Consider the following 25,534-nt stretch of genomic DNA (forward strand, 5'->3'; position numbering starts at 1 on the left):
GTAATCCACTGCATGGACAAACACTCTTCCATGTCGCTGCACGGGAAAATTCTCACCGAGATTGAACAGAACATTCTCAGTGGCCGCTGGCCGCCCGGCTATCGCATCCCGTCGGAGATGGAGCTGACCGTCCATTACCAATGCTCGCGCATGACCGTGAGCAAGGTGCTCAACAAGCTGGCAGAAGCAGGTCTGCTGGTGCGCAAGCGCAAGGCAGGAAGCTTTGTGACGCGCCCGCAAACCAGCTCTGCCGTGCTGGAGATTCCCGATCTGCGCCAGGTGGTGCTGGGCATGGGACAGGAGTATTCGAGCAGGCTGCTGGGACGCACGCAACGGCGCAGCACGCGCGAGGACATGGAAGCCATGCGCATGGCCCGGCCGGCCTCCATCGTCCATGTGCTGTGCCTGCACATGGCGGGATCGCGTCCGTTCTGCATCGAAGACCGCCTGATCAATCTCGAATCCGTGCCGGACGCCGAGCACGAGCCGTTCACCGAGCACAGCCCCAGCTCCTGGATGGTCAACCATGTGCCCTGGAGCTCGGCCGAACACCGCATTCGCGCCGAGGCGGCCAGCGAGGAAACCGCCGGCCTGCTGGAGATCAAGCCCGGCTTTCCCTGCCTGGTGATCGACCGCCGCACCTGGACCGGGCAGCTGCCCATCACCTTTGTGCGCCTGACCTATCCCGCCGACCTCTACGAGCTGGATGCGCATTTTTCGCCCTCCACCATTGGGCAGGCTGGCTGATTGCGCATAACCCGGCCCGGGCAGCGCGCCGGGTCGCGGCGCACAATAGGGCCAGTCCCGATGCTTGCACCCGAAGTCAAATTGACTTCTTCCCCATATCCAGCAAGCGCTACCAGCTATCGATTCAAGAGTATCCGGTGTCTTCCGCGCAATCCATTCTGCAAGCCGTTTTTGGCTACGAGCAATTCCGTGGCCCCCAGCAGGCCATCGTCTCGCATGTCATCAACGGCGGCGATGCGCTGGTGCTCATGCCCACGGGCGGCGGCAAATCGCTGTGTTACCAGGTTCCGGCCATTGCGCGCCAGCAACTCGGCCACGGCGTGACGATCGTGGTCTCGCCGCTGATCGCGCTCATGCACGACCAGGTCGGCGCACTGCATGAGGCCGGCATCAGCGCCGCCTATCTGAACTCCACCCTCAGCTACGACGAGACGCAGGAGGTGGAGCTGCGCCTGCAAAGCGGCGACATCACCCTGCTCTACGCCGCGCCCGAGCGGCTGAACACGCCACGTTTTCTGGGCCTGCTCGACGATCTGCATGCCCAGGGCAAGCTGTCGCTGTTCGCCATCGACGAAGCGCATTGCGTGAGCCAGTGGGGACACGACTTCCGCCCCGAATACCGCGCGCTGAGCGTGCTGCACCAGCGCTATGCCGAGGTGCCGCGCATTGCGCTGACGGCCACTGCCGATGCGCTGACGCGCGCCGACATCATCGAGCGCCTGCAGCTGGAAGCAGCCCAGCATTTCATCAGCAGTTTCGACCGCCCGAACATCCGCTACAAGATCGCCGAGAAAAAGGACGTCAGCAACCAGCTGCTGCGCTTTATCGAGCGCGAGCATGAGGGCGAGGCCGGCGTGGTCTATTGCCAGTCGCGCAAGCGTGTCGAGGAGCTGGCCCAGACCCTGGTGCAAAACGGCATCAATGCCCTGCCCTACCACGCCGGCCTGCCCCAGGAAATGCGCCAGAACCATCAGGACCGTTTTCTGCGCGAAGAAGGCGTGGTGATGTGCGCCACGATTGCCTTCGGCATGGGCATCAACAAGCCCGATGTGCGCTTTGTGGCCCATGTGGACATGCCCAAGAACATCGAGGGCTACTACCAGGAAACCGGCCGTGCGGGCCGCGACGGCCTGCCCGCCGATGCCTGGATGGCCTACGGTCTCAGCGACGTGGTCAACCAGCGCCGCATGATCGACGAAAGCCCGGCCGAGGAACAGTTCAAGCAGGTGATGCGGGGCAAGCTCGATGCCCTGCTCGGTCTGGCCGAGGCCACGGACTGCCGCCGTGTGCGGCTGCTGGCCTATTTTGGCGAGCAGTATGGACAGGAGCCGAGCCTGGATGGCAAGCCACTGCAGGCCGTTGCCCGCACCCATTGCGGCAACTGCGACAACTGCCTGGAACCACCGGCACTGTGGGACGGCACGGATGCGGCACGCAAGCTGCTGTCCACCATCTTCCGCGTGCACGAGGCCAGCGGCCTGACCTATGGAGCAGGCCACATCATGGACGTGCTGCGCGGCAAGGAGACGGACAAGGTCACGCAGTACGGACATGACAAGGTGTCCACCTTCGGCATCGGCAAGGACTACTCGGAGCCACAGCTGCGCGCCGTGATGCGCCAGTTGCTGGCCACGGGGGCCCTGGGCCTGCACAAGGTGGTGAGCGAGAACAGCGGCCATGTGTTTGACACCTTGTGCCTGGCCGCGGGCTCGCGTGCCGTGCTCAAGGGCGAGGTGCAGGTGCAGCTGCGTGAAGCCGTGGCCGCTTCACGCAGCAAGAAGCAGAGCAAGAAGTCCGCCGCCAATGCGGCGGCGGTCAATCTGGGTCCCGACGCACAGGTTCGCTTCATCAACCTCAAGGCCTGGCGCGCCGAAGTGGCCAAATCTCACAATCTGCCGGCCTATGTGATCTTCCACGACGCCACGCTGGCATCGATTGCCGAACTCAATCCCCAGAGCCTGCAGGAGCTGCAGGGCGTGAGCGGCATGGGCACCAAGAAGCTCGACGCCTACGGTGCCGAGGTGCTGCGCGTGGTGGCACTGGGCTGATTGGCCCGGGTTCGGCAGCGGTCTGGACGCCGCCTCAAAGACCTGCAGCAAGCCGCGCCCCGGACCTTGAACAGGACCGGGCAAGCTGCTGCTGGCAGCTGCGCGCGCCCGGACACCTGTTGCCGCCGTTTGCGGCGCTGGAAATCGCCCGACGCAGAGCTCTCCACAATTCCCACACAAATGCTCGACAGCCCGGAAATATTGCAAACGCACACTGCTGCCGCATACCGTTGACCGAATTCATTTTTGCGGAGCGCTTTCTGCTGTGATCAATACTGCCCAATTGCTGGCTGACGAAGCCAAATACTGCTCGTTTGGCGACACCGTCCACTACGTCAATCCTCCGAAGATCTTCACAGGCTGCGAAGGCAGCTACATGTACGACGATGCAGGCACGTCCTACCTCGATCTGCAGATGTGGTATTCGGCCGTCAACTTCGGCTACAAGAACAAGCGTCTTGAAGCCAAGATGATCGAGCAGCTGCAGGAGCTGCCCCAGGTGGCCAGCCAGTATCTGCATCCCACCAAGATCGAACTGGCCAAGTTCATTGCCGAAGACGCCAAGAGCAAATGGGGCCACGACGGCCGCGTGCACTTCAACGTGGGCGGCGCGCAAGCCATCGAGGACTCGCTGAAGGTCGTGCGTAACGCCAGCGGCGGCAAGAGCCTGATGTTCGCGTTCGAAGGCGGCTACCACGGCCGTACGCTGGGTGCATCGTCCATCACCTCCAGCTACCGCTACCGCCGCCGCTTCGGCCACTTCAGCGACCGCGCGCAGTTCATCCCCTTCCCCTACCCCTTCCGCCGCCCCAAGGGCATGACGGCAGAGGAGTACGCGGAATCCATCGTGGCCGACTTCCGTCGCAAGTTCGAAAACGAATACCACGCGGTCTGGGATCCCAAGACCAACCAGTGCGAATACGCAGCCTTTTACATCGAGCCCATTCAGGGCACCGGCGGTTACGTGATCCCGCCTGCCAACTTCTTTACCGGCCTGAAGAAGGTGCTGGACGACCACGGCGTGCTGCTGGTGGTCGATGAAATCCAGATGGGCTTCTGGCGTACCGGCAAGCTGTGGTCGGTAGAAAACTTCGGCATCCAGCCCGATGTGCTGGTGTTTGCCAAGGCCCTGACCAATGGCCTGAATGCGCTGTCCGGCCTGTGGGCTCGCGAAGAGCTGATCAACCCCACGGTGTTCCCGCCCGGCTCCACCCATTCCACCTTTGCCTCCAATCCGCTGGGTACGGCCCTGGGCCTGGAAGTCATGAAGATGACCCACGAGATGGACTTCGGCCGTCAGGTGCGCGAATCGGGTGCCTACTTCCTCGAAGGCCTCAAGGAGCTGCAAAAGCGCCACAAGGAAATCGGCGATGTGGACGGCCTGGGCCTGGCGCTGCGTGCCGAAATCTGCACCGAAGACGGCTTCACGCCCAACAAGGCGCTGCTGGACAAGATGGTGGATATCGGCCTCGAAGGCGGTCTGGAATACCAGGGCCAGAAACGCGGCCTGGTGCTGGACGTGGGCGGCTACTACAAGAACGTGATCACCTTCGCGCCTTCGCTGATGATTTCGCGCAGCGAGATCGACGAAGCCATGGTGCTGCTGGATCAGCTGCTGACCAAGGTTAAGAAGGCGTAACCCCCCTGAGCGGCTTTGCCTAGGCGGCCCCGCCGCTTCCCCCTCTCTCTCTTCGGGAGGGGGACGACAGCCTCGCTGTGCGGCGGCGGGGGCCGCCCAGGTCTTGCTCGCTGTCTCTTGCTTGGGTGGTGCCAGTTTTCTGCGCAGCAGACACACTCAGGCGCCATCAAAACCGACTACAAAAGGCGAAATGGCGACGGAAAATTTCCGCAACCAGCTCGAACCCAGTGGCTTGCTGCAGCAGTTCACCAACCATCCTCCAGAAGGCTTTGCCTTGCTCAAGGACTGGCCGACGCCAGCATTCACCGCCCCCTTCGATTTGCTGACCACCGCAGATGACGCGCTCAAGGCGCGTCTTTTGTCGTGGCCGGGCGGCCGCTGGCTGAGCGCCAGGCTCAGGCTGACCACGGACTTCATCGGCACCACCGTCAGCGAATATGCGCCGCTGCCGCGCGCCGTGGATGCCGCGACGCTGGCCCGGCAACTGCGCGCCATGGCCGGGCGCACCCTGCTCACCATCGTCAAGGATTTGCCCCAGGCCTCGCCCTTGCTAAGCGAGGAAGACAACTGCTTTGCGCAGGAGTTGGCTGACGCGCTTTCGGAGCAGGGGTTCATTGCCCTCGAAGGCCAGGCCCTGGCCTATGTGCCCATCAGCTTTGCCAGTGCAAACGAGTATCTGGCCGGCCTGTCCAAAAACCGCCGCAGCAGCCTCAAGCGCAAGCTCAAAAGCCGCGAACAGCTCTCCGTCCAGCGTATCCCTACCGGCGCAGCCTTTGCCGCTGATGCCCAGGTGGATGCCTACTATGCGCTGTTTGATGCGGTGTACGCGCAAAGCGACATTCACTTCGACAAGCTCACGCGCGGCTTCTTTGCCGACTTGCTGCGCGATGCGGACAATGGCGGCATCGTGTTCGAATATCGTGACGCGCAAAGCGATGCTCTGCTGGGCTGGAATCTGTGCTTCGAGCATGACGGCAGGCTGATCGACAAATACATAGGCCTGTCCTACCCGGCAGCGCGCGAGGCCAATCTCTATTTCGTGAGCTGGATGATCAATCTCGAATACGCACTGGAGCGGGGTCTGTCCCACTATGTGGCAGGCTGGACCGATCCGGAAGTCAAGGCCCAGCTGGGCGCCAGCTTCACCATGACGCGGCATCTGGTCTTCATCCGCAACCCCGTGCTGCGCGCGTTGGGGCGGCGCTTTTCCGGTCTGTTTGAAAGCGATAGCCAGTGGGGCGACAAGCTATGATGCAACAAACACCTGTGGTGCTGGATGTCGACGGATCGGTAGGCCCGCTGGCGCAAGAAAAGCGCCTGCCGCTCGCAGATTGGCAGGAGCTGGTGCGCTTTGGCTGCAGCCTGCGCAGCTTCAGGCGCTTCAGCCAGGCCATGCAGGAGCAGCTGCCCGCGCAGCGCGGCACCGTGCTCATGGGCAGCGGCGACTTTCACCATCTGAGCTGGCCGCTGATCGAGCGCTGCATTGCCGACAAGGGCTTCAGCGCCAAGCATCCGCTGCGCGTCGTGGTGCTGGACAACCACCCCGACAATATGCGCTTTCCCTGGGGCGTGCACTGCGGCTCCTGGGTGCGGCGCGTAGCCATGCACCCGGCCGTATCGCAGGTCCATGTGGCAGGCATTACCTCGCAGGACATAGGCTCGGGCCATGCCTGGGAAAACTATTTGCGGCCGCTGCGCGCCGGCAAGCTCACCTACTGGAGCTGCGGCGTGGACACCGGCTGGGCCAGGCGCGTGGGCGCTGGCAAGGCGTTTCGCAGCTTTTCCGATATCGCCGAGCTGGTACAGGCGCTGTCCAGCCATCTGCATGACTGGCCGCAGGACACGTATCTGAGCATAGACAAGGATGTGTTCGCCGCCGAAGTCGTGCGCACCAACTGGGACCAGGGCCGGATGCTGGAAGAGCAGGCCGTGCAACTGATCGATGCGCTGCGCGAACAGATCACGGGCAGCGACATCACGGGCGACGTGTCGTCATGGCACTATGGCACCTGGTGGAAACGACTGATGAGCGCGAGCGACGGCCAGGACACACAGATTGACGCCGCTACGCTGGCCGGCTGGCAGGCCGGGCAACATGCATTGAACCAGCGGCTGATCCAGCGCATAGCGCTCAGCAGCACGAGTTAGAGCGATTTCACCGACCACTTTTCAACACTTCGCTTCAAGGAGCTGACATGCTGGACCGGTTGACCGAAAAATTGCTGCAACAGGCATTTGCACCTTTGGTCACAACGGGACGGCTCGAAGTCATCACCCCTTCAGGAAAGGCGCTGATATTCGGCGACGGCGGCCAGCCTCAGGCGCGCCTGCGCTTTGCCGACAGACGCGCCGTACTTGCGCTGCTGCGCGACCCCGACCTCAACTTTGGCGAGCTGTTCATGCAGCAGCGCCTGCTGGTCGAGCAAGGCACGGTCTACGACGTGCTGGAGCTGGTGCTGCGCGGCGCCAGGCATGTGCCCGTCAGCGCCACGGTGCGCATGCTCGATGCCTGGCGCATGAAGCTGCGGCCCTTGCTGCAGAACAATCTGCGCGGCAAATCGCGTGCCAATGTGGCGCATCACTACGATCTGGACGACCGGCTCTATCAGCTGTTTCTCGACAGCGAGCGCCAGTACTCCTGCGCCTATTTCGAGCAGGGCAACGAAGACCTGGAAACGGCACAACTGGCCAAGAAGCGCCATATCGCCGCCAAGCTGCTGATCGAGCCGGGCCAGCGCGTGCTCGATATCGGCTGCGGCTGGGGCGGTCTCTCGCGCTATCTGGCCGAGGTGGCCGGCGCCGGTCATGTCACCGGCATCACGCTGTCCACAGAGCAACTGGCCGGCGCGCGGTCCAGGGCCTCGCAGTCCATCCATGGCGAGCGGCTGGAGTACCGGCTGGAAGACTACCGCGATACCCAGGGTCCCTTCGAACGCATCGTCTCAGTCGGCATGTTCGAGCATGTGGGCACGAGTTTCCACGACGCCTTCTTCCGCAAATGCCACGAGCTGCTCAGCGAGGACGGCGTGATGCTGCTGCACTTCATCGGCAACAGCGATGTGCCCGACTTCAACAATCCCTGGATAGAGCGCTACATCTTTCCCGGCGGTCATATTCCATCAATGTCGGAGTTCACGCCGGCCATAGAGCGTGCGGGGCTGGTGATCTGCGACATCGAGGTGCTGCGCCTGCACTATGCCCAGACCCTGCGCCTGTGGCGCGAGCGCTTCATGGCACGCCGCGCCGAAGCCGCAGCCCTGTATGACGAGCGCTTTTGCCGCATGTGGGAGTTCTATCTGTCCATGTCGGAAACCGCGTTCCGCTATCAGGACATTGCCATCTTCCAGGTTCAGCTGGCGCGCAGACAGGACGCCGTGCCGCTGACGCGTGACTATGTGCACCAGCGCGAAGGGGCACTCAAAAGCCGGGAGGCGGCCCTGGGCCTGAGCGCACCAGCCATGGCAGGCGCCGCAAAAATCAAAGCATCTACCGCTTGACTGTCATCGATTTCAGCATCAATAAGGCCTGAAATCGTTTTATATCAGGCGTAACAAGCTATCGTTTTATGAGAGTCAGGCACGCTGAACTGCGGACTGAAGGTGGCTCGCCAGTTGGGCAAACCGCGCGTCATCCAGCCACGGGCTGTTGCTGATGGCCAGCAGGCGCTGCGCCCAGTCACGCGCCTGGCCGACCGTGTCGCCCCGCGCAGCACCCAGCACATGGTCATAGCGTCCATAGTCGGGCAGCACATGGACAAAGGGCAGGGACAGACCCCAGCCACCGCCCCAGTGCGCGTGCAGCACGGCATCCCTGGCCTGCTGGCTGGGCATGCGCAGCAGTATCACCGGCCACACGCCCTGCGCCCCGGGCACGGCATCCTGCACGACTTCCAGCCCGCTGGCCCGCAATTGCGCGATACGCAGGCCAGCCTGCTTGGAGGTCTGCTGCTGAAATGCCGCCAGCCGCCGCAACGCCTTGGCACCCACGCTCTGGCGCCAGCGCCCCAGACGGTGCTGGGCAATGAGGTCGTCGAAGTCATCGCCTGCCGCCTCTACCCAGTCACCGCGAGACAGTGATTTCTCCAGCGGCTTGCCATAGGCCATGCGCAGGCCGCAGGGACGGTAGAGCATGGCGTAGCCCAGCAGCTCGATGCTGCGGCGCAGCTCCCACCACGGACTGAAGCGCGTGGCGGCGCCAGCGGCGCGCAGCGCAGCACGCATGGAAGGCTCACGCGCCATCAGCACGCCGCCTTCAAAAGTGCTCAGCCCCTTGCCGACAGCCAGGCTGAAAAAGCCGATGTCGCCCTTGAGGCCCACCGAAGCTGCGCCGCTGCGCGCCCCCAGTGCCTGGGCCGCGTCCTCGATCACATAGGCGCCCACGGAACGCGCGCATTGCAGAGCGGCATCCACATCGGCCACACGCCCACACAAATGCGTGGGCAGCACGGCCAGCGTGCGCTCGCTGCACAGGCGCTGCAGGCAGACCGGGTCCATGTCCAGCGCATCGGCGCGCAGATCGCACAGGCGCAATTGAAGCCCGCACTGCGCAATCGCCAGCGCCACCAGCGGGCAGGTATAGGCTGGTGCAACGACCTCGCTGCGCTCCGGACTGAGGGTCTTGAGGCTTCGCAATGCCACCATCAGGGCCGAGGTGCCCGAGCATTCGAGCTGCACCGACTCCACGCCCAGCCATGCGGCCAGCTGCGCTGCCAGGCTGCCCGCACCCGAGGGCCAGAGATCGCCGAGCTGCAATGGCAGTCCTGCCGTTGGCGGCACGGTGGGCTGGCGCATCTCAGGCGGCCTGCTCTGCCTCTGGCTTCTCGCTCACGGCCAGACACATGATGCCGGCCACGATGAACAGACAGCCAATGATCTGCGGCCAGCCAATGGGCTCGTTGAACAGCCAGTACGAGATCGCCAGCACCGAGATGATCTCCAGATGCGAGGCGGCAAAGGCCGGGCCGATGGGAGCGTGCTTGAGCAGGCTCATCCAGGTGAAAAAGGCTCCGATGTAACCCACGAAGGCACCATAGATCCAGGGCTGGCTAAACACGCGCAGCAGCCAGCCGGTCGAGAACTCCAGCGGCAATGCTGAATCACCAGCCTGCTTGAAGCTGAGCTGCGCCAGCGTGTCAAAGGCCATGAGTACCAGAAAGCCGACAATGTAAAAACGCTTCATAGCCGACGGCCCTCAGTGCAATCCAACGATGGCCACGCCTATGGACACCAGCACGATGCCGGCCACGCGCATGGGCGCGAGCTTTTCACGAAACAGCACCCGGCCCAGAATCATGATGGCGACGATGTTGATGGAGCCCAGCAGCACACCGTCCGACAGCGGCACCAGCGACAGAAACGCCAGCCAGACCAGGAACTCGGCCACATAGCAGGCAATGCCCACCCACAGCCATGGCCTGGCCAGCATGAAGCGCCAGCGCTCCGTGCCATTGCGATGCCCAGGTTCACTGGCCGCTGCCTTGAAAGCCAGCTGTCCGCCACTGTCCACCAGCACATTGAGTATCCACAGCGTCACCACCAGGGGCGAGAGATCACTACCCATTCGCACCCCTGGCAGGCGCCGCCGAGCTGGCAATCCGCGCGATGAATTCATTGAGCCTGGCAATCACGGTGCGGCGCTCGCGGTCGATGGTGATCATGTGATAGCAATTGTCCAGCAGCACCAGGTCGACATGGGCGTTGACCGCGCCGCGCTGGATATCGTGGGCATTGCTGACCGAGGAAATATCGTCTTCCCGGGCATGAATGACCAGACAGGGCGAGCGCAGCTGCGCCAGTCTGGCCTGCACGTTCGCGGACAGGGCGCGCAGCTCGATGACGCTCCACCAGGGATTGCCGGGCAGGCCTGCGGCAGAGCTGTCGCCGCTGTTCATCTGCTCGACCACGCGCGCGCGCAAGGCCTCGTCCTTGATGCCGTAGGGCGGCGCCTCCATGAAGACACTGTTGCGGCCGATGCCCAGCAGGCGGAACAGCGGCAGCAGGAACGCCAGCTTGGTATAGGCCGGAATGCTCCAGCCGTCATAGCGAAAGGTGGTGGACAGAGCGCAGACGCCGGCCACCTTGTCGGGATGGCGCTCGGCCACGGCCAACGACAGCAGCGCCCCCATGGACAGACCGCCGACCACCACATGGTCCACATGCAGCGAAAAGCGCTGCAGACCCGACTCCACACTTGCCAGCCAGTCCGTCCAGCGGGCAGCCACCAAGTCTTCCATGCTGCCGCAATGTCCTGCCAGCTGCACCCCGTAGACCGTGAAGCCCTGCTTGTTCAGACCTTTGGCGAGCAGGCGCATCTCGGCCGGCGTGCCGGTCAGGCCATGAATCAGCAGCACGCCCGTGCGGGCATTGAGGCCCTCGCCGGGCATGACGAACTCATGCGGCGTCACGCACAGCTGCTGCAAATCCGGCTGCTGCAGCAGCCCCAATCCATCGGCGGCATTCATGCAGTCTGCTCCATGCCGAGCAGGACCTGTTCCAGCAGCTGGGTGGCCTGCGCAAAATGCTCGAAGCGCGCATGGGCAATCCCCTGGCTCTCGCAATAGTCGATGAGCTTGTACTTGGCCAGCACGAAATCCGCCTTGCCGGAAACGCAGAAGTCCGACGTGCTGTCGCCGATATAGAGCACCCGTCCGTGCACAGCCTGCTGCTCGGCCAGGCGCTCGCACTTGCAGTTGCCGCTGGCCCGTGCGCAGCGATTGCTGGCCCAGGGCGAATCCAGTCGCCAGCTGCGCTCTCCCGTCTGCACCAGATGATTGGCGATGACTTCCAGATCCCCGAGGCCGTGGCGTGCAAGCACATGGCGAATCGCATAGTCAATACCGTCGCTGACGACCTGCACCTTGATGCCATGCAACCTGGCCTCGGCCACGAAGCCGGCAAAGTGCTCGTCGATCTCTATGCCGTCCAGATGGTTCTGCAGTTCGGCCTCGCTCATGTCCAGCAGGGCTACCTGCCCCTTCATGCATTCGCGCGAGCCGATATCGCCACGCTCCCAGGCGTCTTCCAGCTCCTGCCAACCCGGCTTGCCAAAGCGGTTGAGCAGGGTATCGGTCACGTCCAGCAAGCTGATGGTGCCGTCGAAATCGCTTTGCACCATCCAGCCGGCCGAAGCTGTACCTGCAGACGACGGAAAAATCTGAATGCGCTTATTCATGGAAGCTGACCCTCACGTTCTGACCGACCTTGACATTGGTGGGCGGCTGGTCAAACGCCAGCACGCATTCCACAACTCTTACCGGGCCACGCTGCGCGTCGTCCTGCAGCCGGGCCGTGCCGTAGACGGGGCTGATGCGCAGCACGGTCGCTGCGGGAAACTCCTGGCGGGCAGCGATGCCGTCTGCGTCAGCGGCCACCTGGGCTTTCATGCCTTCGCGAATCGCCGTCACATAGCTTTCGTTGACTTCGGCCCGCACGATCAGAGGGCGCTTTGGCAGCAGCACCGCCACGGGGCTGCCGCTTTGCAGCATGCTGCCGCCCTGGGCCAGCAGGCGCACCACGACGCTGGCCTCGGGCGCACGCAGCTCGTGGCGCTGCAGCAGGGCCCGCAGCTGCTCGGCCTTGCGCTTGGCGACCGTGACTTCCGCAGCCGCAATATCCACTTCGGACTGCGCATCACGCAGGGCCTGCACGGCTTCGTCCACGCTCTGCAGGTCCGCCGCACCCTGTTTGGCTGCGGCCTGCCAGCGCGTCAGCGTGGCCTTGAGCGCGGGCAGGCGATCCTGGCGCGTCTTGAGCTTGGTCTGTGCCAGCTGCAGCTCGGACTCCGCCACCGCCAGATCGGCGCGCGCCGCATCGTCGGCGAGACGCAGCACCAGCTGGCCTTTCTGCACGCTCTGACCTTCCTTGACCAGCAATTGCTGCACCACGCCCGATGCGGTCGACGAAAGATCGAGCAGACCGCCTTCGACGTCGATCTTGCCCCGCGCAACCGCCACCTGGCTCTGAGGCTTGGTCTGGGCTGCAGCCGGTGTGACCACGGAGGCTGCGTCCTGAGACGGAGAGCACCCGCCCAGCATCAGCACGGCCGCCGCCAGCAGCGGCGCGCCCGACACAATGCTGAGACGAAATGGGCTTGGGTTCATGTTTATTCCTTGATGGGGCTGTTCTGGCGCCAGTCGCTGCGAATGGCGCCGTCTTCCATGCCCAGCACACGATCGGCGTGGCGCACCAGACGCGGGTCATGGCTGACGCACAGCACCGTGGTGCCGTGCGTGCGCGCTGCACGGTGCAGCAAGTCGATGACGCGCTGGCCGCTCTCGGCATCCAGCGCACTGGTGGGCTCGTCGGCGAACAGCAGACGAGGCTGCTTGGCCATGGCACGTGCGATGGCCACACGCTGCTTCTCGCCACCCGACAGCTGGGCCGGACGCATATGACTGCGGTGCGAGAGCCCCACTTCATCGAGCGCCTCCTTGGCACGGCGCAATGTCTCGGCGCTTTTGAGGCCCATATAGCCCAGTGGCAGTTGCACCTGCTCCAGTGCCGTCAGGGCCGGAAACAGATTGAAGCCCTGGAAGACGAAGCCCGTATGGCGCAGACGAAATTTCTCCAGCGCCGCCGTACCGAGCTTGGCCAGGTCCTCGCCCAGTGCCAGCGCATGGCCGGCATCGGGCTTTTGCAGACCCGACATCAGCGACAGCAGCGTGCTTTTGCCGCAGCCCGACGGGCCAGAGATCAGGCTCAGCTCGCCCGCATAGAGGCTGACGGACAGCCCCTGCAGCACATGCACCTGGACGATGCCCGACACAAAGGATTTGTCGAGGCGCACGGCCTCGAGGCTGGGCACAGCATCCTTGGCTACAGGTGTTTTGACGCGTTCCATGGTCTGGGCTTGCATGTTTCAGGCCTCAACGCAACAGGGTTGCCGGGTCGGCACGCAGCAGGCTGCGCATGGCGCCCAGACCCGACAGCAGCGACAGCACGGCCACCAGAAAGCCGCAGGCGAGTACCGCGGACAGGTTGAGGGCCACAGGGACCCGATAGGCGGATGCAATGCTCAGCAGCACCGCGCTGGCCAATGCCGCCAGCACGAAGCCCAGACCGCCAATCCAGCAGGCCTGCTCTACCACCACGCGGCCCAGGGCTGCCCGGCTCACGCCCAGGGCATTGAGTACCGCATACTCGCGGGCGGATCCTGCCACCACCGCCTTGAGCGACTGGCTGGTCACGATGGCGCCCACCAGGCAGACGATGACGGCCATGAAGAGCACGCCGGCACCGGCGCCGGTATCGAGCATCCAGTAACGCTGAGAGCGGCGCGCAAAGGCATCCGCCGTCCAGACCTCGTACGGGCCGAAGCTGCTGCTGGACCGGCTCAATCGCGCCTGGGCCTCGCCTGCCTTGGCTCCTTGCTTGAGACGCGCCACAAAATAGGTGCTGCCATGCTCGGCACTGGTTTCTGCAATTTCGCGGGTCGTGCTGAGCGAGGCGATCACGTTGACGCCGCCCAGCCCGCGCAAGCCGTCGACGGCAGCCACGATCTTGACCGCATGGTTGTTGATCCAGGCCGTACTGCCTTCCTGCGCGCCCAGAGTCCCCAGGTCCGCCCTGTCCACAATCACGGCACCGGGCTCGCGCAGCAGCTGTCGCTGCCAGGAGGTGAGCACCTTGGTGAACATCATGGAGTTGTCCGCAGTGCTGACGCCCGAGAGATAGACCGAGACTCCGCCTCCGGCAGCACCCTGGGCACCGGCGCGCGCGCGCCAGTCGCCATCGACCCAGACATAGGACTCCACGGCCGCGACATCGGGGTCCATGCGCAGGCGCATCTCCACATCGCTGCCGATATTGCGCCCGAAGTTCACGCTTTGCGTACCCGGATAGCCCACCCAGAGATCGGCCGAAGAAGCCGTCACGTAGATCGCGGCAGAGCCGAAGATGCCCAGCACCAAGGCGGCCTGCATGGCCAGCAGAACACCCGAAAAGCCCACGGCAAACACCGAGGGGACAAAGCGCCTCCACTCATAGATCAGCGTCTTGCGCGCCAGGGCAATCATGGCTGGGCCTCGGAGACTGCGGCATCGATGGGCGCAGCGCCCACGGCCTTGTAGAGCGCCACATAGGCCAGCGCCTCGGCAGCCCTGGCGGTTGCCAGCTCGCTCTGGTTTTGCAGGCTGGCGCGGGCGCTATCGATGCCCGAAAGCTCGTTGGACAGGCCCAGTTGCTGGCGCACTGCCTGGGCCTTTTCGCGCCCTGCATGGATCTGCCTCTCGGACTGCAGCTGCTGCTGTCTTTGCTGCTGGGCAGCAACCGCTGCCAGGGCGGTTTCAGCCTCGGCAATGCCATTGAGCACAGCCTGACGGTAGGCCTTGATGCTGGCCTGCAGCGCCAGCTCCTTGCCGTCTGCCACGGCACGGCGGCGACCCCAGTCAAAGAGCGGAATATCGATCTGCGGACCGACCATAGGGATGGAGTCCGAGGTCGTGCGGTGATTGCGCGTCAGGTTGTAGGCATACAGCAGGGACCCCGTCAGGGTCAGCCGCGGATAGAGTGCCGCGCGCGATACGCCGACCTCGGCTGCGGCCTGCTCCACCGCGGCCTCGGCGCTTTGAATATCGGGGCGGCTGCGCAGCAGGTCTGCCGGCAGCACGGCAAGCGCCTGCATTGCGGGCAGCGCGACATCGGCACCGGGCTGCAGCCATTGCGGCTCGGCGCGCTCGCGCCCCAGCAGGGCTGCCAGCGCATGGGCAGCACGTGCCTGGGCTTCGTTCAAGGTGAACAGCTGAGACTGTGCAGTGCGCAGCTGCAACTTCTGCTGCTCCAGAGACTGGGCATCTGTCAGCCTCTGCTCATGCCGAATCTGCAAGAGCTGCAATTGTCGCTGTGCCTGCTGCAACTGCCTCTCGGCCAAGCTGCGCTGCACCTGGGCCAGCCGGATATCGAGATAGCGATGCACCACATCGGCCACCAGGGCCACCCGCGCCGCATGCAGCTGGGCTTGCGCGTCCAGCACGCCGGCTGCGCCGGCACGGCGTGCCGCGGCGGAATCGCCAAACAGGCCCAGATCCCAGCTCACATCGATGCTGGCATGAAAGTAGGTGTCAACTGCCGCGATATCCTGCAGGGTCCGCGCTCCGGTATTGACTATGGGGCGGAAAGCCGCATCGGCCGTACCTGCCAGCAAACGCTGCTGACGCAGGCGCAGCACGGCCTGAGCCACATCAAGGTTCTGGGACAGCGCCTCGTCCACCAGCGCATTCAGCGCGGGGTCATTCCAGGCGCGCCACCAGTGGGCCAATGCCGCAGGGTCCGACTTTTGAGCCGACGCCTGCTGCTGCCATTGAGGTGGTGTGGTCCGGTCCAGCTTGACTGCCTCGGGCGCAGCACAGCCTGCCAGCAACGACAAGACACACAGACACAGACTGCCCATGCGAAGACGCGAGACGTGAGAGGGAAATATCACAGCGCAGTTGGCTCAAGCTATAGGTGTCACCCGGGAACCTGCAGAAAGCGGAAACAGCTTTCCATCCTCGCCATTGGACGGCAGCAAGCTTTCGCCAGATTGCAGGGTTTATGTAGGAATTATGGAGAGCCGTAGCCATTCGGCTATTGCAGCGGCAAAGCACATAATGTGCAGATAACAAGTTTCAGGGAGTCCAGCAGATGCATGACTTTGCTGCACACAAAACCATGACTACTTTTGCTCAACCTGCTTCCACGCCCATGGTGCTTGTGGTCGAAGACGAACCTGCAATTGCGGGCGTTCTCAGCGCCTATCTGGAGCGCGACGGCCTGCGAATTCGCATGGCGCAGGACGGCGAGGAAGCCCTGCAGAGCTTTCGCCAGCTGCGCCCGGACCTGGTTCTGCTAGACATTCATCTGCCCAAGGTCGATGGCGTGGATGTGCTGCGCATGATTCGCAATGACAGCGATGTGCCCGTCATCATGGTGACGGCCCTGGCAGACGATGTGGACAAGCTGCTGGCACTGCGCCTGGGAGCGGACGACTATGTGGTCAAGCCTTTCAACCCTCCCGAGGTGGTGGCCCGGGTACGTGCCGTGCTGCGCCGCACCCAGGCCAAGCCTGCTCCGGTGGCAGCCCCCATACGCGTCGGACCGATAGAGATCGACGTGGAAGCCCACAGTGCAGCCGTCTATGACGATGCGGGCCAGGCCGTTCCTCTGGCACTGACGCTCACGGAATTCCGTCTGCTGGCCTGCCTGGCGGCCCAGCCACGCCGCTGCTTTTCACGAGCCTACCTGATTGAGAACTGCCTGCCGGAGAGCGATGCGCTGGAGCGGGTGATCGACTCCCATCTCTCCAAGCTGCGTCGCAAGCTGCAACTGGCCGGACAGGACGGACTGATCGAGACCGTGCGCGGTATTGGCTATCGTCTATGGCCCTGGGACTGAACCGCATCTGGGTCCGCTTTGGTCTGTGGATCACGGCGGCCGTGCTGCTGGCCATTGCCTCGCTGGCGATTGGCGTGCTGGCGTTTTCCGAACTGCAGTACCGCGAGTTCTACCGCCACCTGCCAAGCCCCGTAAAGACCGAGCTGGAAGCGCTGAAGTCCCAGGATCTGGAGGACAGCCCCAGAGCCCTTCAGATCTACTCCGAGTACTGGGAAGGCGACCGCCTGTTCGGCGAGAAATGGTCGCTGGTCATCGGCCTGGCTGTCAGCCTGCCTTTCGGCATGGCCGTGGGCTTCTGGATTTCGCGACGCATCACCAGTCCGCTGGCCTCCATGGTGGAAGTGGCTGCGCGCGTGGAGCGCGGCGATCTGGCCTCCAGAGCCGTCAAGGGCAATGCCCACGGCGAGATGGCAGAAATGATCGATGCCTTCAACGGCATGGTCGATTCGCTGGAAACCCTGGAAGCGGAGCGGCTGGCCACGGCAGCCTCCATCTCCCACGAGCTGCGCACCCCCTTGACGGTGCTGCAGGCAAGACTGCATGCGATCTGCGACGGCGTCATCGACTCCAGCCAGGCCGAGATGAAGACGCTGCTGGCCCAGGTCGAGCACCTGGGACGGCTGGTCGGCGACCTGCACACCCTGTCCATGGCCGACGCCGGACAACTGTCCCTGCGCAAGGAACGCATAGACCTCGCCACACTGGTCGGCGATGTCGTCGAGGAGCTGCACCCGCAGCTGCAAAAGCTGGACATGGCCTTGTCACTGGATCTGCCCATGCAGGACGGCGATGGCAGCACCGACATCAAAGCCGACACCGACCGCTTGCGCCAGATCACCACCAACCTGATCAGCAATGTGCTGCGCCATGCCAGCAGCGGCCACTGGCTGAGCATCCGGGTGCATGCGAGCTCCGACCACCAGAAACAGTCATGGGTGATCCTGGAAGTGGGCGATGCGGGTCCCGGCCTTGCCCCCGAGGTCCAGGCCCATCCGTTCCAGCGCTTTGTCCAGGCCCCAGGCAAGCGCCGCCGGGAAGGCTCGGGCCTGGGCCTGTCCATCGTCAAGGCTCTGGTGACTTCACAGGGCGGAACCGTCAGCACGGGCGTCTCCGAGCGTGGCGGCGCCCTGTTTACGGTGCGCTTTCCGCGTCTCTGACAGAGGGCTCTGCGCTCAGCCCCGGATAGAGATCGGCCATGATCTGCTGCAGGCTTTGCGAAAGCAACTCCATGATGGCGACTCTTTGCGCATCGGTGGCCGCCCCTGCGGTATTTGCTTCGCGCAGCTGCTCCCAGAGAGCTGCCCATTGGGCAGCATGTGCCTGCACCGTGACCTGGGCCAGCTCGCTCCATTGGCTGGGCGCCGCAGGGCTCGTGTAACGCCCGCGACCGCGGCCAAAATGCGAGATCAGCAGGTACTTGAGCAGTACCTGGCTCACGCTGGCGTTCAGATAGTCGCCAGAGAGTCGAAAGCTCTGCTGCTCCTGGTCGAACATCTTGTTCGCTCCCCAGGCCGCCCCGCCAAAGGTGAGGGCCCCCAGCAGCGCGCCCACCAGGGCACCGGCACCCAGCGTCAAGCCTCCGGCCATCAGATCGGCCCCCAGTCCTGTGGCCGCACCGGCAGTCAACGCCCCCCACAAGCTGGCCGCCTGCGCATCCACAGGCGTGGTGATCTGAAGCTGGCTGCGCAGTTGCTCCTGAATCTGACTGGCCGCCTGACCGTCGAGTCCATGAATCTCGAGCAAGCGCTGCGTGGCCTGCACATCGGCCTGACGCAAAGCCTGCAGCAGCCGCTGCACGGCCGCCCTGGCCTGGGCTCCGAGCCGCTCTTCACCCTCTGCCGATTTGCCCAGCTTGGCGGTGAGCTGGCTCAGGCCTTGCCAGGCACGCGCCAGCAGCCGGCCTTGTTCGGGATCGAGCTTTTCATTCAGCCCAGCAGCTGCCAGCAACTGCTCTGCCATGACCGCCAGGCTCGCCTGCTCGCGCTGTTGCTGCAGCCAGGCACGCTGCTCCAGCAGGCGCTGATAGGCGGGCTGTTTCGACAGGGGCAACAATGGCGCAATGCGCTGCATCATCCTGCGCTCATGCCACCAGCTGCGCGTGAAGGCGTCGAGCACCAGCACATCGCGCACCACGCTTTGAAAGCTCTGCGTCGCCTGCTGCCAGCGCCTCAAATCTTCCTGCGTCTGCTCTGCCGTGGTGTCGCTGCCGACCTGGTTGAGCAGCACGATGACCGGCTTTTTCAGCCAGGCCAGTATGTTCATCTCGGCGCTCCAGTAGCCCGCATCGGCAGGGTCCTCTGCCGCGTTGACAAGGTAGAGCATCACATCCGCATGGTCGCGTGCAGCGAGCAGGGCACGCTGGCTCAGGTAAAAAGGCTTGTCGCGCCACCGGTCCCAGACATTGCTGAGAAACCAGCCCAGCGGATTGCCTTGCTGCCGCAGGCGCTCATACAGCCGCACAGAGTCGCCGAAACCCGGTGTATCCCATAGCCACAGCTCATCGCCCTGCTGCGTCTTCTGAAGCAGATAGCGCTGTGACTGCGTGGTCACATGGGCGGCATCGTCAATCTCGCCGACGTCGTCGGCCATCAGCGTACGGGTCAGCGTGGTCTTGCCGATATTGGTGTGCGACAGCAGACACCACTGAATGCTGCTGTCGATCGGAACCAGTTCCTTGCTCTCGCTCATCATGACACTCCTGCACCGGGCACCAGGGTCGCGTTCAATCCCGCGCTGCGCACAAATTCCCGCCACAGCTGCTCGCGCTCCTGCACGCGCGCCTGGGCACCGCTGTTGCGCGCACGAAAGTCCGCCGCCCATAGCCACACATTGGTCTGCGCACCCCAGCGGTTCAATACCTGCGCCAGCAGCACGCCATGGATCTCCGCCTCGGGCGTGGCAGCCAGATTAAGCAGCAGCACCTGCTGTGCCTCAACGGCCGAAGCGTCCGGCAAGGGCGATCCATAGGCCAGCACCGGCAACAGCGCAAGCTGCGCCCCAGCGCCGTAGCTCTGCGCCACATGGTTGCGCAGGGCGGCTTCGCGCTCGGGCGTGATGTCCAGGCTGTAGGGCTGGACCAGCAGCGCCGTGGCGCGCCCCGCCCAGTCACGCTGCAGCTTCTGGAAATAAGGCTGCTGCAGCGGCAAGGCCAGATGCTGGCTCAACCACCAGACCCTGGCACCCTGCCACAGCGCCAGCAGCAGGCGCGGCGCCACCACCATCAAGCCCAGCAGCCAGCTGTAGAGCTGCACCCAGCGCGGCCCCGCATCTGCGGCATCACCGGACGACCAGCCCTGCAGCGCCTGGATCTGGGCCAGACTCCACGGTGCCAGACCCAGCAGATATTGCACCGGCGCAAACAGCAGATTCAGGCAGGTCTGCACGGCGGAGGGCGAGAGAAAAGTGCTCTCCCAGCCCACTTGATAAGCCCTGGTCAGGCCGGTCAGCCATAGCGATGCCAGCGCTCCCAGTGCCAGCATGGCGGCTCCCAGATGCAGGCACACAAGCCATTGCGCATGGCGCGGCCGCTGGTTGACCTGCCACCAGTTTCGCTCGAAGTTCAGCGCCATCTTGCGCAGCCCCGTGCCGCGCGAAACACTCCACCTCCTGGTCTGCAGCTTTTGCAGCCAGCCGCCGGGTTCTGCCACGGGCCGCTGCGGCACAGCGCCCTGACCTGGCTCAGGCTCCAGCGGCGCAATCACCGTCTTCTTGCGCCGCACCAGACTGCGCAGCCAGGTCAGCAGCAACAGCACATAGACCAGCAGATTCCACAGCACGATGCCGATCAGGGAGGCAGAGAGCAGGTCCACACGGTGCGGGTCTGTGATCGCATGACCCGCAAAGCCCAGCGCAAATGCCGCAGCCATCACGGCCAGCACCATCCAGCGCGAAATGCCGGCGTGCTGCCGGGCCATCGCGCGTATGTCGGCAGGCAGCTGCGCTGCAGCGATCACACGTTGTGCCCGCTCCTGCAGAAAACTCTCGAACGCTGCACGGCCGCCACCCTTGGTCTTGCCCAGGGCGTGCAGGCACTCCTGCGTGATGGCAGTGCAGCGCTCGGCCGTTGGCAGCGCCTCGTGCGGGGCTGCGGTTTCCAGAGCATGGGCAAAGACAATATCGCGGGCTGAGCTGGCTTTCATGTTGCTATTGTGTTTCAGAGCAAGAGAGGGCGCCGCAAATATCAAAACAATAGCTGTCAGCACATTCTTCCTGGGGGCTGCAGGCATTTCTCACGACTCTTCCATCCGGACTTGCCTGCAAGCGCCTTGAGCCCGCCGTGTGCTATGAATGCAGCTTTGCTGCACCACACACCAAGGAGACAAGCCATGACCCAGAACCCCCAGGCCATGCCCGATGCGCAAGGCTTCTTCGGCCCCTACGGCGGCCAGCTCGTGCCGCCAGAGCTCAAGCAATGCATGGACGAGATCGCTGCAGCCTATGAAGAGATCGTCAAACGCAAGGATTTCCAGGACGAGCTGGCCGCACTGTTTGCCGACTATGTAGGCCGACCCAGCCCCATCTTTCACGCCAGGCGCCTGTCCGATCAACTGGGCGGCGCGCAGATCCATCTCAAGCGCGAAGATCTGAATCACACGGGAGCGCACAAGATCAACCACTGCCTGGGCGAGGCGCTGCTGGCCAAGTTCATGGGCAAGAAAAAAGTCATTGCAGAGACCGGCGCCGGCCAGCATGGCGTGGCCCTGGCCACGGCCTGTGCACTGGTGGGCATTCCCTGCGAGATTCACATGGGCCAGGTGGATATCGAGAAGGAACATCCCAACGTCACCAAGATGCGCATTCTGGGCTGCAATCTGGTGCCCGTCACGCGCGGCGCGGCCACTCTGAAGGAGGCCGTGGACAGCGCCTTCGAGGTCTATCTGCAAGACCCCGTCAACACCATTTACGCCATTGGCTCGGTGGTCGGCCCCCACCCCTTTCCCATGATGGTGCGGGACTTCCAGTCCATCGTCGGTCGCGAGGCACGCGAGCAGTTCCAGACGCGGCACGGCAAGCTGCCCGACCATGTGGCGGCCTGCGTGGGCGGAGGCAGCAATGCCATGGGCATCTTCACTGCCTTCCTGGGTGACGCATCCGTGCATCTGGTGGGCGTGGAGCCTGCCGGTGAGGGCGTGGACAAGCCCGGCCGCCATGCCGCCACGCTGTCGGTTGGCAAGCCCGGCGAGATTCACGGCATGAAGTGCTATGTGCTGGAGAACGCCGACGGCACGCCGGCCGCCGTGCACAGCATTGCCTCGGGCCTGGACTATCCCGGCGTGGGCCCGCAGCACAGCTATCTCAAGGACATAGGGCGCGTGGACTACCAGTCCGTGGACGACAAGGAATGCCTGAATGCCTTCATGACGCTGTCGCGTGTGGAGGGCATCATCCCGGCTCTGGAAAGTGCGCACGCCGTGGCCTGGGCCATGCGAGAAGCTCCCAAGCTCGGCAAGGGCCAGCATATTCTGGTCAACCTCTCGGGACGCGGCGACAAGGATGCCGATTACGTCGCCAGGAAGCTGGGGCTGTAACCGCCACATCCCGCACAGGGCTGCCGCCCCGCAGCCCTGTGTTTCGGTGCGTGAACACGCTCTGAGGGCACGGTCACACAACCGTCATCAACAACCGCAAGCATGAGGCAACCTCCATCCATGCCTGAAACCATGTTCCATACCCGCCACCCCGTCTTTGCTCTGACCTTGCTTGCCGCCCTTGCCCTGAGCGCCTGTGGCGGTGGAGACGGCCCGACGCCGGCACCTGCGCCGCAGTTTCTGACGCTGGACGGCAAGCAGCCCCAGGTCATCGCTCACCGCGGCTATTCGGGCCTGTACCCCGAGCAGACACAAATGGCGTATGAGAAAGCCATCGATGCCGGTGCCGACATGATCGAGCTGGACATGCACCTGAGCCGCGACTGCCAACTGGTGGCACGCCACAACGCCTGGCTCAGCGACAGCACCAATATCGCCGAGGTCGCCAAGATCAATGCCTATGTGGCGGGCCGCAAGCGCAACACGCCCGGCGTGCTGGTCAACGTGAAGTACCCGGCCATTGCCGCCAACGGCCCCGCGCAGTACCTGAGCGACCGCATCGACCCGAACAATCAGAAGTCGGTGCTGCAGGCTCTGGTGGTCGATGGCGAGGACCACACCGGCGACTGGTCCATCTCGGACTTCACCCTGCACGAGCTGCGCACGCTGTTTGGCGGCACCACGCTGGACAACCGCGCCGATCGCCCCAGCGAATGGAATGGCAAGCTGCCACTGATCAGCGCACAGGATGTGATCGATATCGCACTCGCCAAGGGCAAGGCGACAGGCCGCACGATTGCCGTCTACGCCGAGACCAAAAATCCTTACTGGAACAACCAGCAGGCCATTGCCAACAGCTGCGGAACGGGTGACCACCCCTTCGAAGACGCCGTGATGGCGCTGCTGGACAGGAACAATCTCAACCGCAAGGAAGCGCCCATCTATATCCAGAGCTTCGACCCCGACAGTCTGAAGTATCTGCGCAAGGCGGGCATGCGGGCCAAGGGGGTGCAGCTGATCGATGGCAACGACTACAACTTCAAGGATGGCTCCGTAGGCTATATCACCGCCGACGAATGGACCTTTATCAGCGGCCGCCCCTATAGCTGGACTCTGGCCGGCGATGCGCGCACCTTCGCGGTCATGCAGACACCGGCAGGCCTGGCCGAGATCAAGACCTATGCCGACGGCATCGGCCCCTGGAAACCCCAGGTGCTGGCCCATTCCGTCGTTCCCTACAAGGACGGCGCAGGCCTCAAGGACGTCAACACGCTCAAGGACACCGGCCTGATCGCCAATGCGCACAAGGCCGGCCTGGTGGTGCACAGCTTTACCTTCCGCAGCGAGGCCAGCCGGCTCGCGGGCATCTTCAAGGGCGACCCGCTGCAGGAATATCTGGCTTACTACCGTCTGGGCATTGACGGCGTGTTCACCGACTTCACGGCCGATGGCGTGAAGGCCCGCGACGCCTATATTGCCGAGTTGAAAAAGCAATAGGCCAGGCTTGTTGCCGGCACAGCCTGCTTCAGCGTGCTGCAGCGGACTGCCACGGATCACAGGCATTGAGACCCGTGGCGCCAAGCCGTACCGCCCTCAGATCCGGCTTGTGCCTCAGCGCAGCCCGCCGATATAGCGTGCCGAGGTGCGCAGTATCTCTGCGGCCTTGGTGGTGACGGAGCTATCGCTCTGCGCAGTCTCGGCAGGCGCTGCATGCCGGGGCTTGTCGCCGCTCCAGCTGTCCTGCAGACGCCGGGCCAGACGCGCCAGCTCCTCGTCCTGTTGCTCCCGCGCATGCTCCAGCGCAAAAGCCACCATGGCCTGTGCATAGGCCTGGTTGCAGGCCATCCATTCGGTATCGGTCACCCGGCCGGTCTTGCGGCGCAACACCACATGCAGATGTGCGGCCACCGCCACTCGCTCGCTGTCCTCCATACACCGCTCCTGTCTTTGATGGATCACTAGTGCTGACGCTCCAGATGCAGGCTGATATCCAGGCCTTCCATTTCCTGCACGGCGTCCACCCGCAACGGCATCAGCAGACGGATCAGCACCAGCACCCCGGCCGTGGCCGCGGCGCTGTAGGCAGCCACCGCTGCCACCGCAATCAGCTGATTCAGCACCGTGGCACTCGTGCCCGTGATCAGGGGGTCGGCAAAAACCGCCGTGAGGATGGAGCCGGCAATGCCGCCCACACCGTGCACGCCGAAGACATCGAGCGAATCGTCGGCCCCCAGCCTGCGCTTGAGCCAGGTTGCGCCCCAGAAGCAGACAGTGCCCGCAATCAGACCTATCCACACTGCACTGCCCACCTGCACAAAACCGGCAGCAGGAGTGATGGCGACCAGTCCGCCCACCATGCCCGAGAGCAGGCCCAGCAGGGTCGGAGCGCCGCGCACCAGCCACTCCACCACCATCCATGCGAGCCCCGCGGCCGAGGCCGCTACCAGCGTGACCACAAAGGCCAGCGCTGCACGCCCGTCCGCGGACAGCGCCGATCCGGCGTTGAAGCCGAACCATCCGAACAGCAGCAGCGCCGTGCCCATGGCCGTCCAGCCCAGGCTGTGCGGCTCGAAAGGCTCGGTGCCATAGCCACGCCTGCGCCCCATCATGAAGGCACAGACCAGCGCCGCCACACCCGCGTTCACATGCACCACGGCACCGCCGGCAAAGTCCAGTGCGCCCAGCTGGTTCAGCCAGCCGCCGCTCTCCCACACCCAGTGCGCCACCGGTGCATAGACCAGAACGCTCCACAGCGCAGCAAACACCAGCAGGGCCGCAAAGCGCATGCGCTCGACCACGGCCCCCACGATCAGTGAGGTCGTGATGATGGCGAATGCGGCCTGGAACAGGGCATAGGCCGCTTCGGGCAGATGCGGCGCCAGATGACTGACCGAGATCACGCTGCGCCGACCATCAAAGTGCAATGAGGCAAACCAGGCGCGCCCCAGATTGCCGAGCCAGGGAGAATCGGCGGTGAATGCGAGCGAGTAGCCCAGACCGAACCAGGTCAGAGTCACCACACAGGCCACCGCGAACACGGCCACCATGGTGTTGACCACATTCTTGCGACGCACCAGCCCCGCATAGAACAGGGCGATGCCCGGCAAGGTCATCAGCAAGACCAGCGCCGACGCAACCATGACCCAACCGGTATCTGCCTTGTCGATGGCAGTCAATGGCACCATTTCCATGCACTCCCCCCTG

General features: G+C 64.0%; 23 protein-coding genes. 10 read left to right on the forward strand and 13 right to left on the reverse strand.

Annotation, left to right across the window (positions count from 1 at the left end):
- Positions 1 to 12 precede the first annotated feature (12 nt).
- The 6 genes from hutC (at position 13) to CTATCC11996_RS00535 (ending at position 7,931) form a co-directional block, all read left to right on the forward strand.
- Positions 13 to 747 (forward strand): histidine utilization repressor, encoded by a 735-nt coding sequence (gene hutC, locus CTATCC11996_RS00510; RefSeq protein WP_223305653.1) that lies wholly within the window; start codon positions 13 to 15, stop codon positions 745 to 747.
- A gap of 137 nt (positions 748 to 884) precedes the next feature.
- On the forward strand, positions 885 to 2,795 hold the full coding sequence (gene recQ, locus CTATCC11996_RS00515; RefSeq protein ID WP_003071851.1) for a DNA helicase RecQ: 1,911 nt from the start codon (positions 885 to 887) through the stop codon (positions 2,793 to 2,795).
- A gap of 265 nt (positions 2,796 to 3,060) precedes the next feature.
- Entirely contained in the window at positions 3,061 to 4,434 is a 1,374-nt protein-coding gene (locus CTATCC11996_RS00520; protein WP_003071852.1) for an aspartate aminotransferase family protein, read from the forward strand.
- A 190-nt stretch (positions 4,435 to 4,624) separates the two neighbouring features.
- A complete protein-coding gene (locus CTATCC11996_RS00525; protein ID WP_003071853.1) occupies positions 4,625 to 5,686 on the forward strand; it encodes a GNAT family N-acetyltransferase in 1,062 nt (353 codons plus the stop codon).
- On the forward strand, positions 5,683 to 6,582 hold the full coding sequence (locus CTATCC11996_RS00530) for an arginase family protein (protein ID WP_003071854.1): 900 nt from the start codon (positions 5,683 to 5,685) through the stop codon (positions 6,580 to 6,582). Before CTATCC11996_RS00525 ends, CTATCC11996_RS00530 begins: the two co-directional genes overlap by 4 nt.
- Before the next feature lie 47 nt (positions 6,583 to 6,629).
- The gene (locus tag CTATCC11996_RS00535) at positions 6,630 to 7,931 is read left to right on the forward strand and encodes an SAM-dependent methyltransferase (protein WP_003071855.1); all 1,302 of its coding nucleotides are present in this window, start codon (positions 6,630 to 6,632) and stop codon (positions 7,929 to 7,931) included.
- A 75-nt stretch (positions 7,932 to 8,006) separates the two neighbouring features.
- Here CTATCC11996_RS00535 and CTATCC11996_RS00540 read toward each other — a convergent pair whose 3' ends face one another.
- Genes CTATCC11996_RS00540 through CTATCC11996_RS00580 form a run of 9 tightly spaced genes read right to left on the reverse strand, consistent with a single transcriptional unit; the run spans position 8,007 to position 15,819 of the window.
- Complete coding sequence (locus tag CTATCC11996_RS00540) at positions 8,007 to 9,224, reverse strand: DegT/DnrJ/EryC1/StrS family aminotransferase (RefSeq protein WP_003071856.1); 1,218 nt, start codon at positions 9,222 to 9,224, stop codon at positions 8,007 to 8,009.
- 1 nt (position 9,225) lies between these two features.
- Positions 9,226 to 9,612, reverse strand: a complete 387-nt coding sequence (locus CTATCC11996_RS00545) for a DMT family transporter (protein WP_003069549.1) — start codon at positions 9,610 to 9,612, stop codon at positions 9,226 to 9,228.
- A 12-nt stretch (positions 9,613 to 9,624) separates the two neighbouring features.
- Positions 9,625 to 9,993 carry an EamA family transporter gene (locus CTATCC11996_RS00550; protein ID WP_003071857.1) on the reverse strand — a complete coding sequence of 123 codons (369 nt, stop codon included), beginning with the start codon at positions 9,991 to 9,993 and terminating at the stop codon, positions 9,625 to 9,627.
- Entirely contained in the window at positions 9,986 to 10,894 is a 909-nt protein-coding gene (locus tag CTATCC11996_RS00555; protein ID WP_003071859.1) for an alpha/beta hydrolase, read from the reverse strand. The genes CTATCC11996_RS00550 and CTATCC11996_RS00555 overlap by 8 nt, the downstream gene beginning before the upstream one ends.
- Positions 10,891 to 11,604, reverse strand: coding sequence for an MtnX-like HAD-IB family phosphatase (locus tag CTATCC11996_RS00560; RefSeq protein ID WP_003071861.1), 714 nt, complete (start codon positions 11,602 to 11,604; stop codon positions 10,891 to 10,893). The genes CTATCC11996_RS00555 and CTATCC11996_RS00560 overlap by 4 nt, the downstream gene beginning before the upstream one ends.
- On the reverse strand, positions 11,597 to 12,532 hold the full coding sequence (locus CTATCC11996_RS00565) for an HlyD family secretion protein (protein ID WP_003071863.1): 936 nt from the start codon (positions 12,530 to 12,532) through the stop codon (positions 11,597 to 11,599). Before CTATCC11996_RS00565 ends, CTATCC11996_RS00560 begins: the two co-directional genes overlap by 8 nt.
- Before the next feature lie 2 nt (positions 12,533 to 12,534).
- The gene (locus CTATCC11996_RS00570; protein ID WP_003071865.1) at positions 12,535 to 13,287 is read right to left on the reverse strand and encodes an ABC transporter ATP-binding protein; all 753 of its coding nucleotides are present in this window, start codon (positions 13,285 to 13,287) and stop codon (positions 12,535 to 12,537) included.
- Positions 13,288 to 13,297: 10 nt separating this feature from the next.
- Positions 13,298 to 14,446 carry an FtsX-like permease family protein gene (locus CTATCC11996_RS00575; RefSeq protein WP_003071867.1) on the reverse strand — a complete coding sequence of 383 codons (1,149 nt, stop codon included), beginning with the start codon at positions 14,444 to 14,446 and terminating at the stop codon, positions 13,298 to 13,300.
- Positions 14,443 to 15,819, reverse strand: a complete 1,377-nt coding sequence (locus CTATCC11996_RS00580) for an efflux transporter outer membrane subunit (RefSeq protein WP_034347910.1) — start codon at positions 15,817 to 15,819, stop codon at positions 14,443 to 14,445. Before CTATCC11996_RS00580 ends, CTATCC11996_RS00575 begins: the two co-directional genes overlap by 4 nt.
- A 233-nt stretch (positions 15,820 to 16,052) precedes the next feature.
- Between CTATCC11996_RS00580 and CTATCC11996_RS00585 the strand changes: the two genes are divergently transcribed.
- Both CTATCC11996_RS00585 and CTATCC11996_RS00590 read left to right on the forward strand, forming a co-directional pair.
- Positions 16,053 to 16,802, forward strand: a complete 750-nt coding sequence (locus CTATCC11996_RS00585; protein ID WP_003071871.1) for a response regulator — start codon at positions 16,053 to 16,055, stop codon at positions 16,800 to 16,802.
- On the forward strand, positions 16,787 to 17,959 hold the full coding sequence (locus CTATCC11996_RS00590) for a sensor histidine kinase (protein ID WP_003071873.1): 1,173 nt from the start codon (positions 16,787 to 16,789) through the stop codon (positions 17,957 to 17,959). The genes CTATCC11996_RS00585 and CTATCC11996_RS00590 overlap by 16 nt, the downstream gene beginning before the upstream one ends.
- Here CTATCC11996_RS00590 and CTATCC11996_RS00595 read toward each other — a convergent pair.
- Both CTATCC11996_RS00595 and CTATCC11996_RS00600 read right to left on the reverse strand, forming a co-directional pair.
- A complete protein-coding gene (locus CTATCC11996_RS00595) occupies positions 17,934 to 19,490 on the reverse strand; it encodes a DUF3482 domain-containing protein (protein WP_003071875.1) in 1,557 nt (518 codons plus the stop codon). The two genes, CTATCC11996_RS00590 and CTATCC11996_RS00595, sit on opposite strands and share 26 nt — an antisense overlap.
- Complete coding sequence (locus CTATCC11996_RS00600; RefSeq protein WP_034347911.1) at positions 19,490 to 20,941, reverse strand: DUF2868 domain-containing protein; 1,452 nt, start codon at positions 20,939 to 20,941, stop codon at positions 19,490 to 19,492. Before CTATCC11996_RS00600 ends, CTATCC11996_RS00595 begins: the two co-directional genes overlap by 1 nt.
- A gap of 186 nt (positions 20,942 to 21,127) precedes the next feature.
- On the opposite strand from CTATCC11996_RS00600, the gene trpB reads away from it, so the two are divergent.
- Both trpB and CTATCC11996_RS00610 read left to right on the forward strand, forming a co-directional pair.
- On the forward strand, positions 21,128 to 22,330 hold the full coding sequence (gene trpB / locus CTATCC11996_RS00605) for a tryptophan synthase subunit beta (RefSeq protein WP_003071879.1): 1,203 nt from the start codon (positions 21,128 to 21,130) through the stop codon (positions 22,328 to 22,330).
- A gap of 120 nt (positions 22,331 to 22,450) precedes the next feature.
- Positions 22,451 to 23,827 (forward strand): glycerophosphodiester phosphodiesterase family protein, encoded by a 1,377-nt coding sequence (locus tag CTATCC11996_RS00610; RefSeq protein WP_003071881.1) that lies wholly within the window; start codon positions 22,451 to 22,453, stop codon positions 23,825 to 23,827.
- A 114-nt stretch (positions 23,828 to 23,941) separates the two neighbouring features.
- Here the strand turns inward: CTATCC11996_RS00610 and CTATCC11996_RS00615 are convergent, their stop codons facing one another.
- Together CTATCC11996_RS00615 and CTATCC11996_RS00620 are read right to left on the reverse strand one after the other, a co-directional pair.
- Entirely contained in the window at positions 23,942 to 24,262 is a 321-nt protein-coding gene (locus CTATCC11996_RS00615) for a hypothetical protein (RefSeq protein ID WP_003071883.1), read from the reverse strand.
- Positions 24,263 to 24,288: 26 nt separating this feature from the next.
- On the reverse strand, positions 24,289 to 25,521 hold the full coding sequence (locus CTATCC11996_RS00620; RefSeq protein WP_003071885.1) for an ammonium transporter: 1,233 nt from the start codon (positions 25,519 to 25,521) through the stop codon (positions 24,289 to 24,291).
- Positions 25,522 to 25,534 lie beyond the last annotated feature (13 nt).

It is taken from the genome of Comamonas testosteroni ATCC 11996 (assembly GCF_000241525.1).
GTDB lineage: Bacteria > Pseudomonadota > Gammaproteobacteria > Burkholderiales > Burkholderiaceae_C > Comamonas > Comamonas testosteroni.

Coding starts and splice junctions, on each gene's coding strand:
- CTATCC11996_RS00565 (WP_003071863.1), bottom strand. CDS start 12,532: ATGAACCCAAGCCCATTTCGTCTCAGCATTGTGTCGGGCGCGCCGCTG.
- CTATCC11996_RS00550 (WP_003071857.1), bottom strand. CDS start 9,993: ATGGGTAGTGATCTCTCGCCCCTGGTGGTGACGCTGTGGATACTCAAT.
- CTATCC11996_RS00525 (WP_003071853.1), top strand. CDS start 4,625: ATGGCGACGGAAAATTTCCGCAACCAGCTCGAACCCAGTGGCTTGCTG.
- CTATCC11996_RS00555 (WP_003071859.1), bottom strand. CDS start 10,894: ATGAATGCCGCCGATGGATTGGGGCTGCTGCAGCAGCCGGATTTGCAG.
- CTATCC11996_RS00585 (WP_003071871.1), top strand. CDS start 16,053: ATGCATGACTTTGCTGCACACAAAACCATGACTACTTTTGCTCAACCT.
- CTATCC11996_RS00580 (WP_034347910.1), bottom strand. CDS start 15,819: ATGGGCAGTCTGTGTCTGTGTGTCTTGTCGTTGCTGGCAGGCTGTGCT.
- CTATCC11996_RS00530 (WP_003071854.1), top strand. CDS start 5,683: ATGATGCAACAAACACCTGTGGTGCTGGATGTCGACGGATCGGTAGGC.
- hutC (WP_223305653.1), top strand. CDS start 13: ATGGACAAACACTCTTCCATGTCGCTGCACGGGAAAATTCTCACCGAG.
- CTATCC11996_RS00570 (WP_003071865.1), bottom strand. CDS start 13,287: ATGCAAGCCCAGACCATGGAACGCGTCAAAACACCTGTAGCCAAGGAT.
- CTATCC11996_RS00535 (WP_003071855.1), top strand. CDS start 6,630: ATGCTGGACCGGTTGACCGAAAAATTGCTGCAACAGGCATTTGCACCT.
- CTATCC11996_RS00545 (WP_003069549.1), bottom strand. CDS start 9,612: ATGAAGCGTTTTTACATTGTCGGCTTTCTGGTACTCATGGCCTTTGAC.
- CTATCC11996_RS00610 (WP_003071881.1), top strand. CDS start 22,451: ATGCCTGAAACCATGTTCCATACCCGCCACCCCGTCTTTGCTCTGACC.
- trpB (WP_003071879.1), top strand. CDS start 21,128: ATGACCCAGAACCCCCAGGCCATGCCCGATGCGCAAGGCTTCTTCGGC.
- CTATCC11996_RS00595 (WP_003071875.1), bottom strand. CDS start 19,490: ATGAGCGAGAGCAAGGAACTGGTTCCGATCGACAGCAGCATTCAGTGG.
- CTATCC11996_RS00590 (WP_003071873.1), top strand. CDS start 16,787: ATGGCCCTGGGACTGAACCGCATCTGGGTCCGCTTTGGTCTGTGGATC.
- CTATCC11996_RS00540 (WP_003071856.1), bottom strand. CDS start 9,224: ATGCGCCAGCCCACCGTGCCGCCAACGGCAGGACTGCCATTGCAGCTC.
- CTATCC11996_RS00600 (WP_034347911.1), bottom strand. CDS start 20,941: ATGAAAGCCAGCTCAGCCCGCGATATTGTCTTTGCCCATGCTCTGGAA.
- CTATCC11996_RS00575 (WP_003071867.1), bottom strand. CDS start 14,446: ATGATTGCCCTGGCGCGCAAGACGCTGATCTATGAGTGGAGGCGCTTT.
- CTATCC11996_RS00620 (WP_003071885.1), bottom strand. CDS start 25,521: ATGGAAATGGTGCCATTGACTGCCATCGACAAGGCAGATACCGGTTGG.
- CTATCC11996_RS00560 (WP_003071861.1), bottom strand. CDS start 11,604: ATGAATAAGCGCATTCAGATTTTTCCGTCGTCTGCAGGTACAGCTTCG.
- CTATCC11996_RS00615 (WP_003071883.1), bottom strand. CDS start 24,262: ATGGAGGACAGCGAGCGAGTGGCGGTGGCCGCACATCTGCATGTGGTG.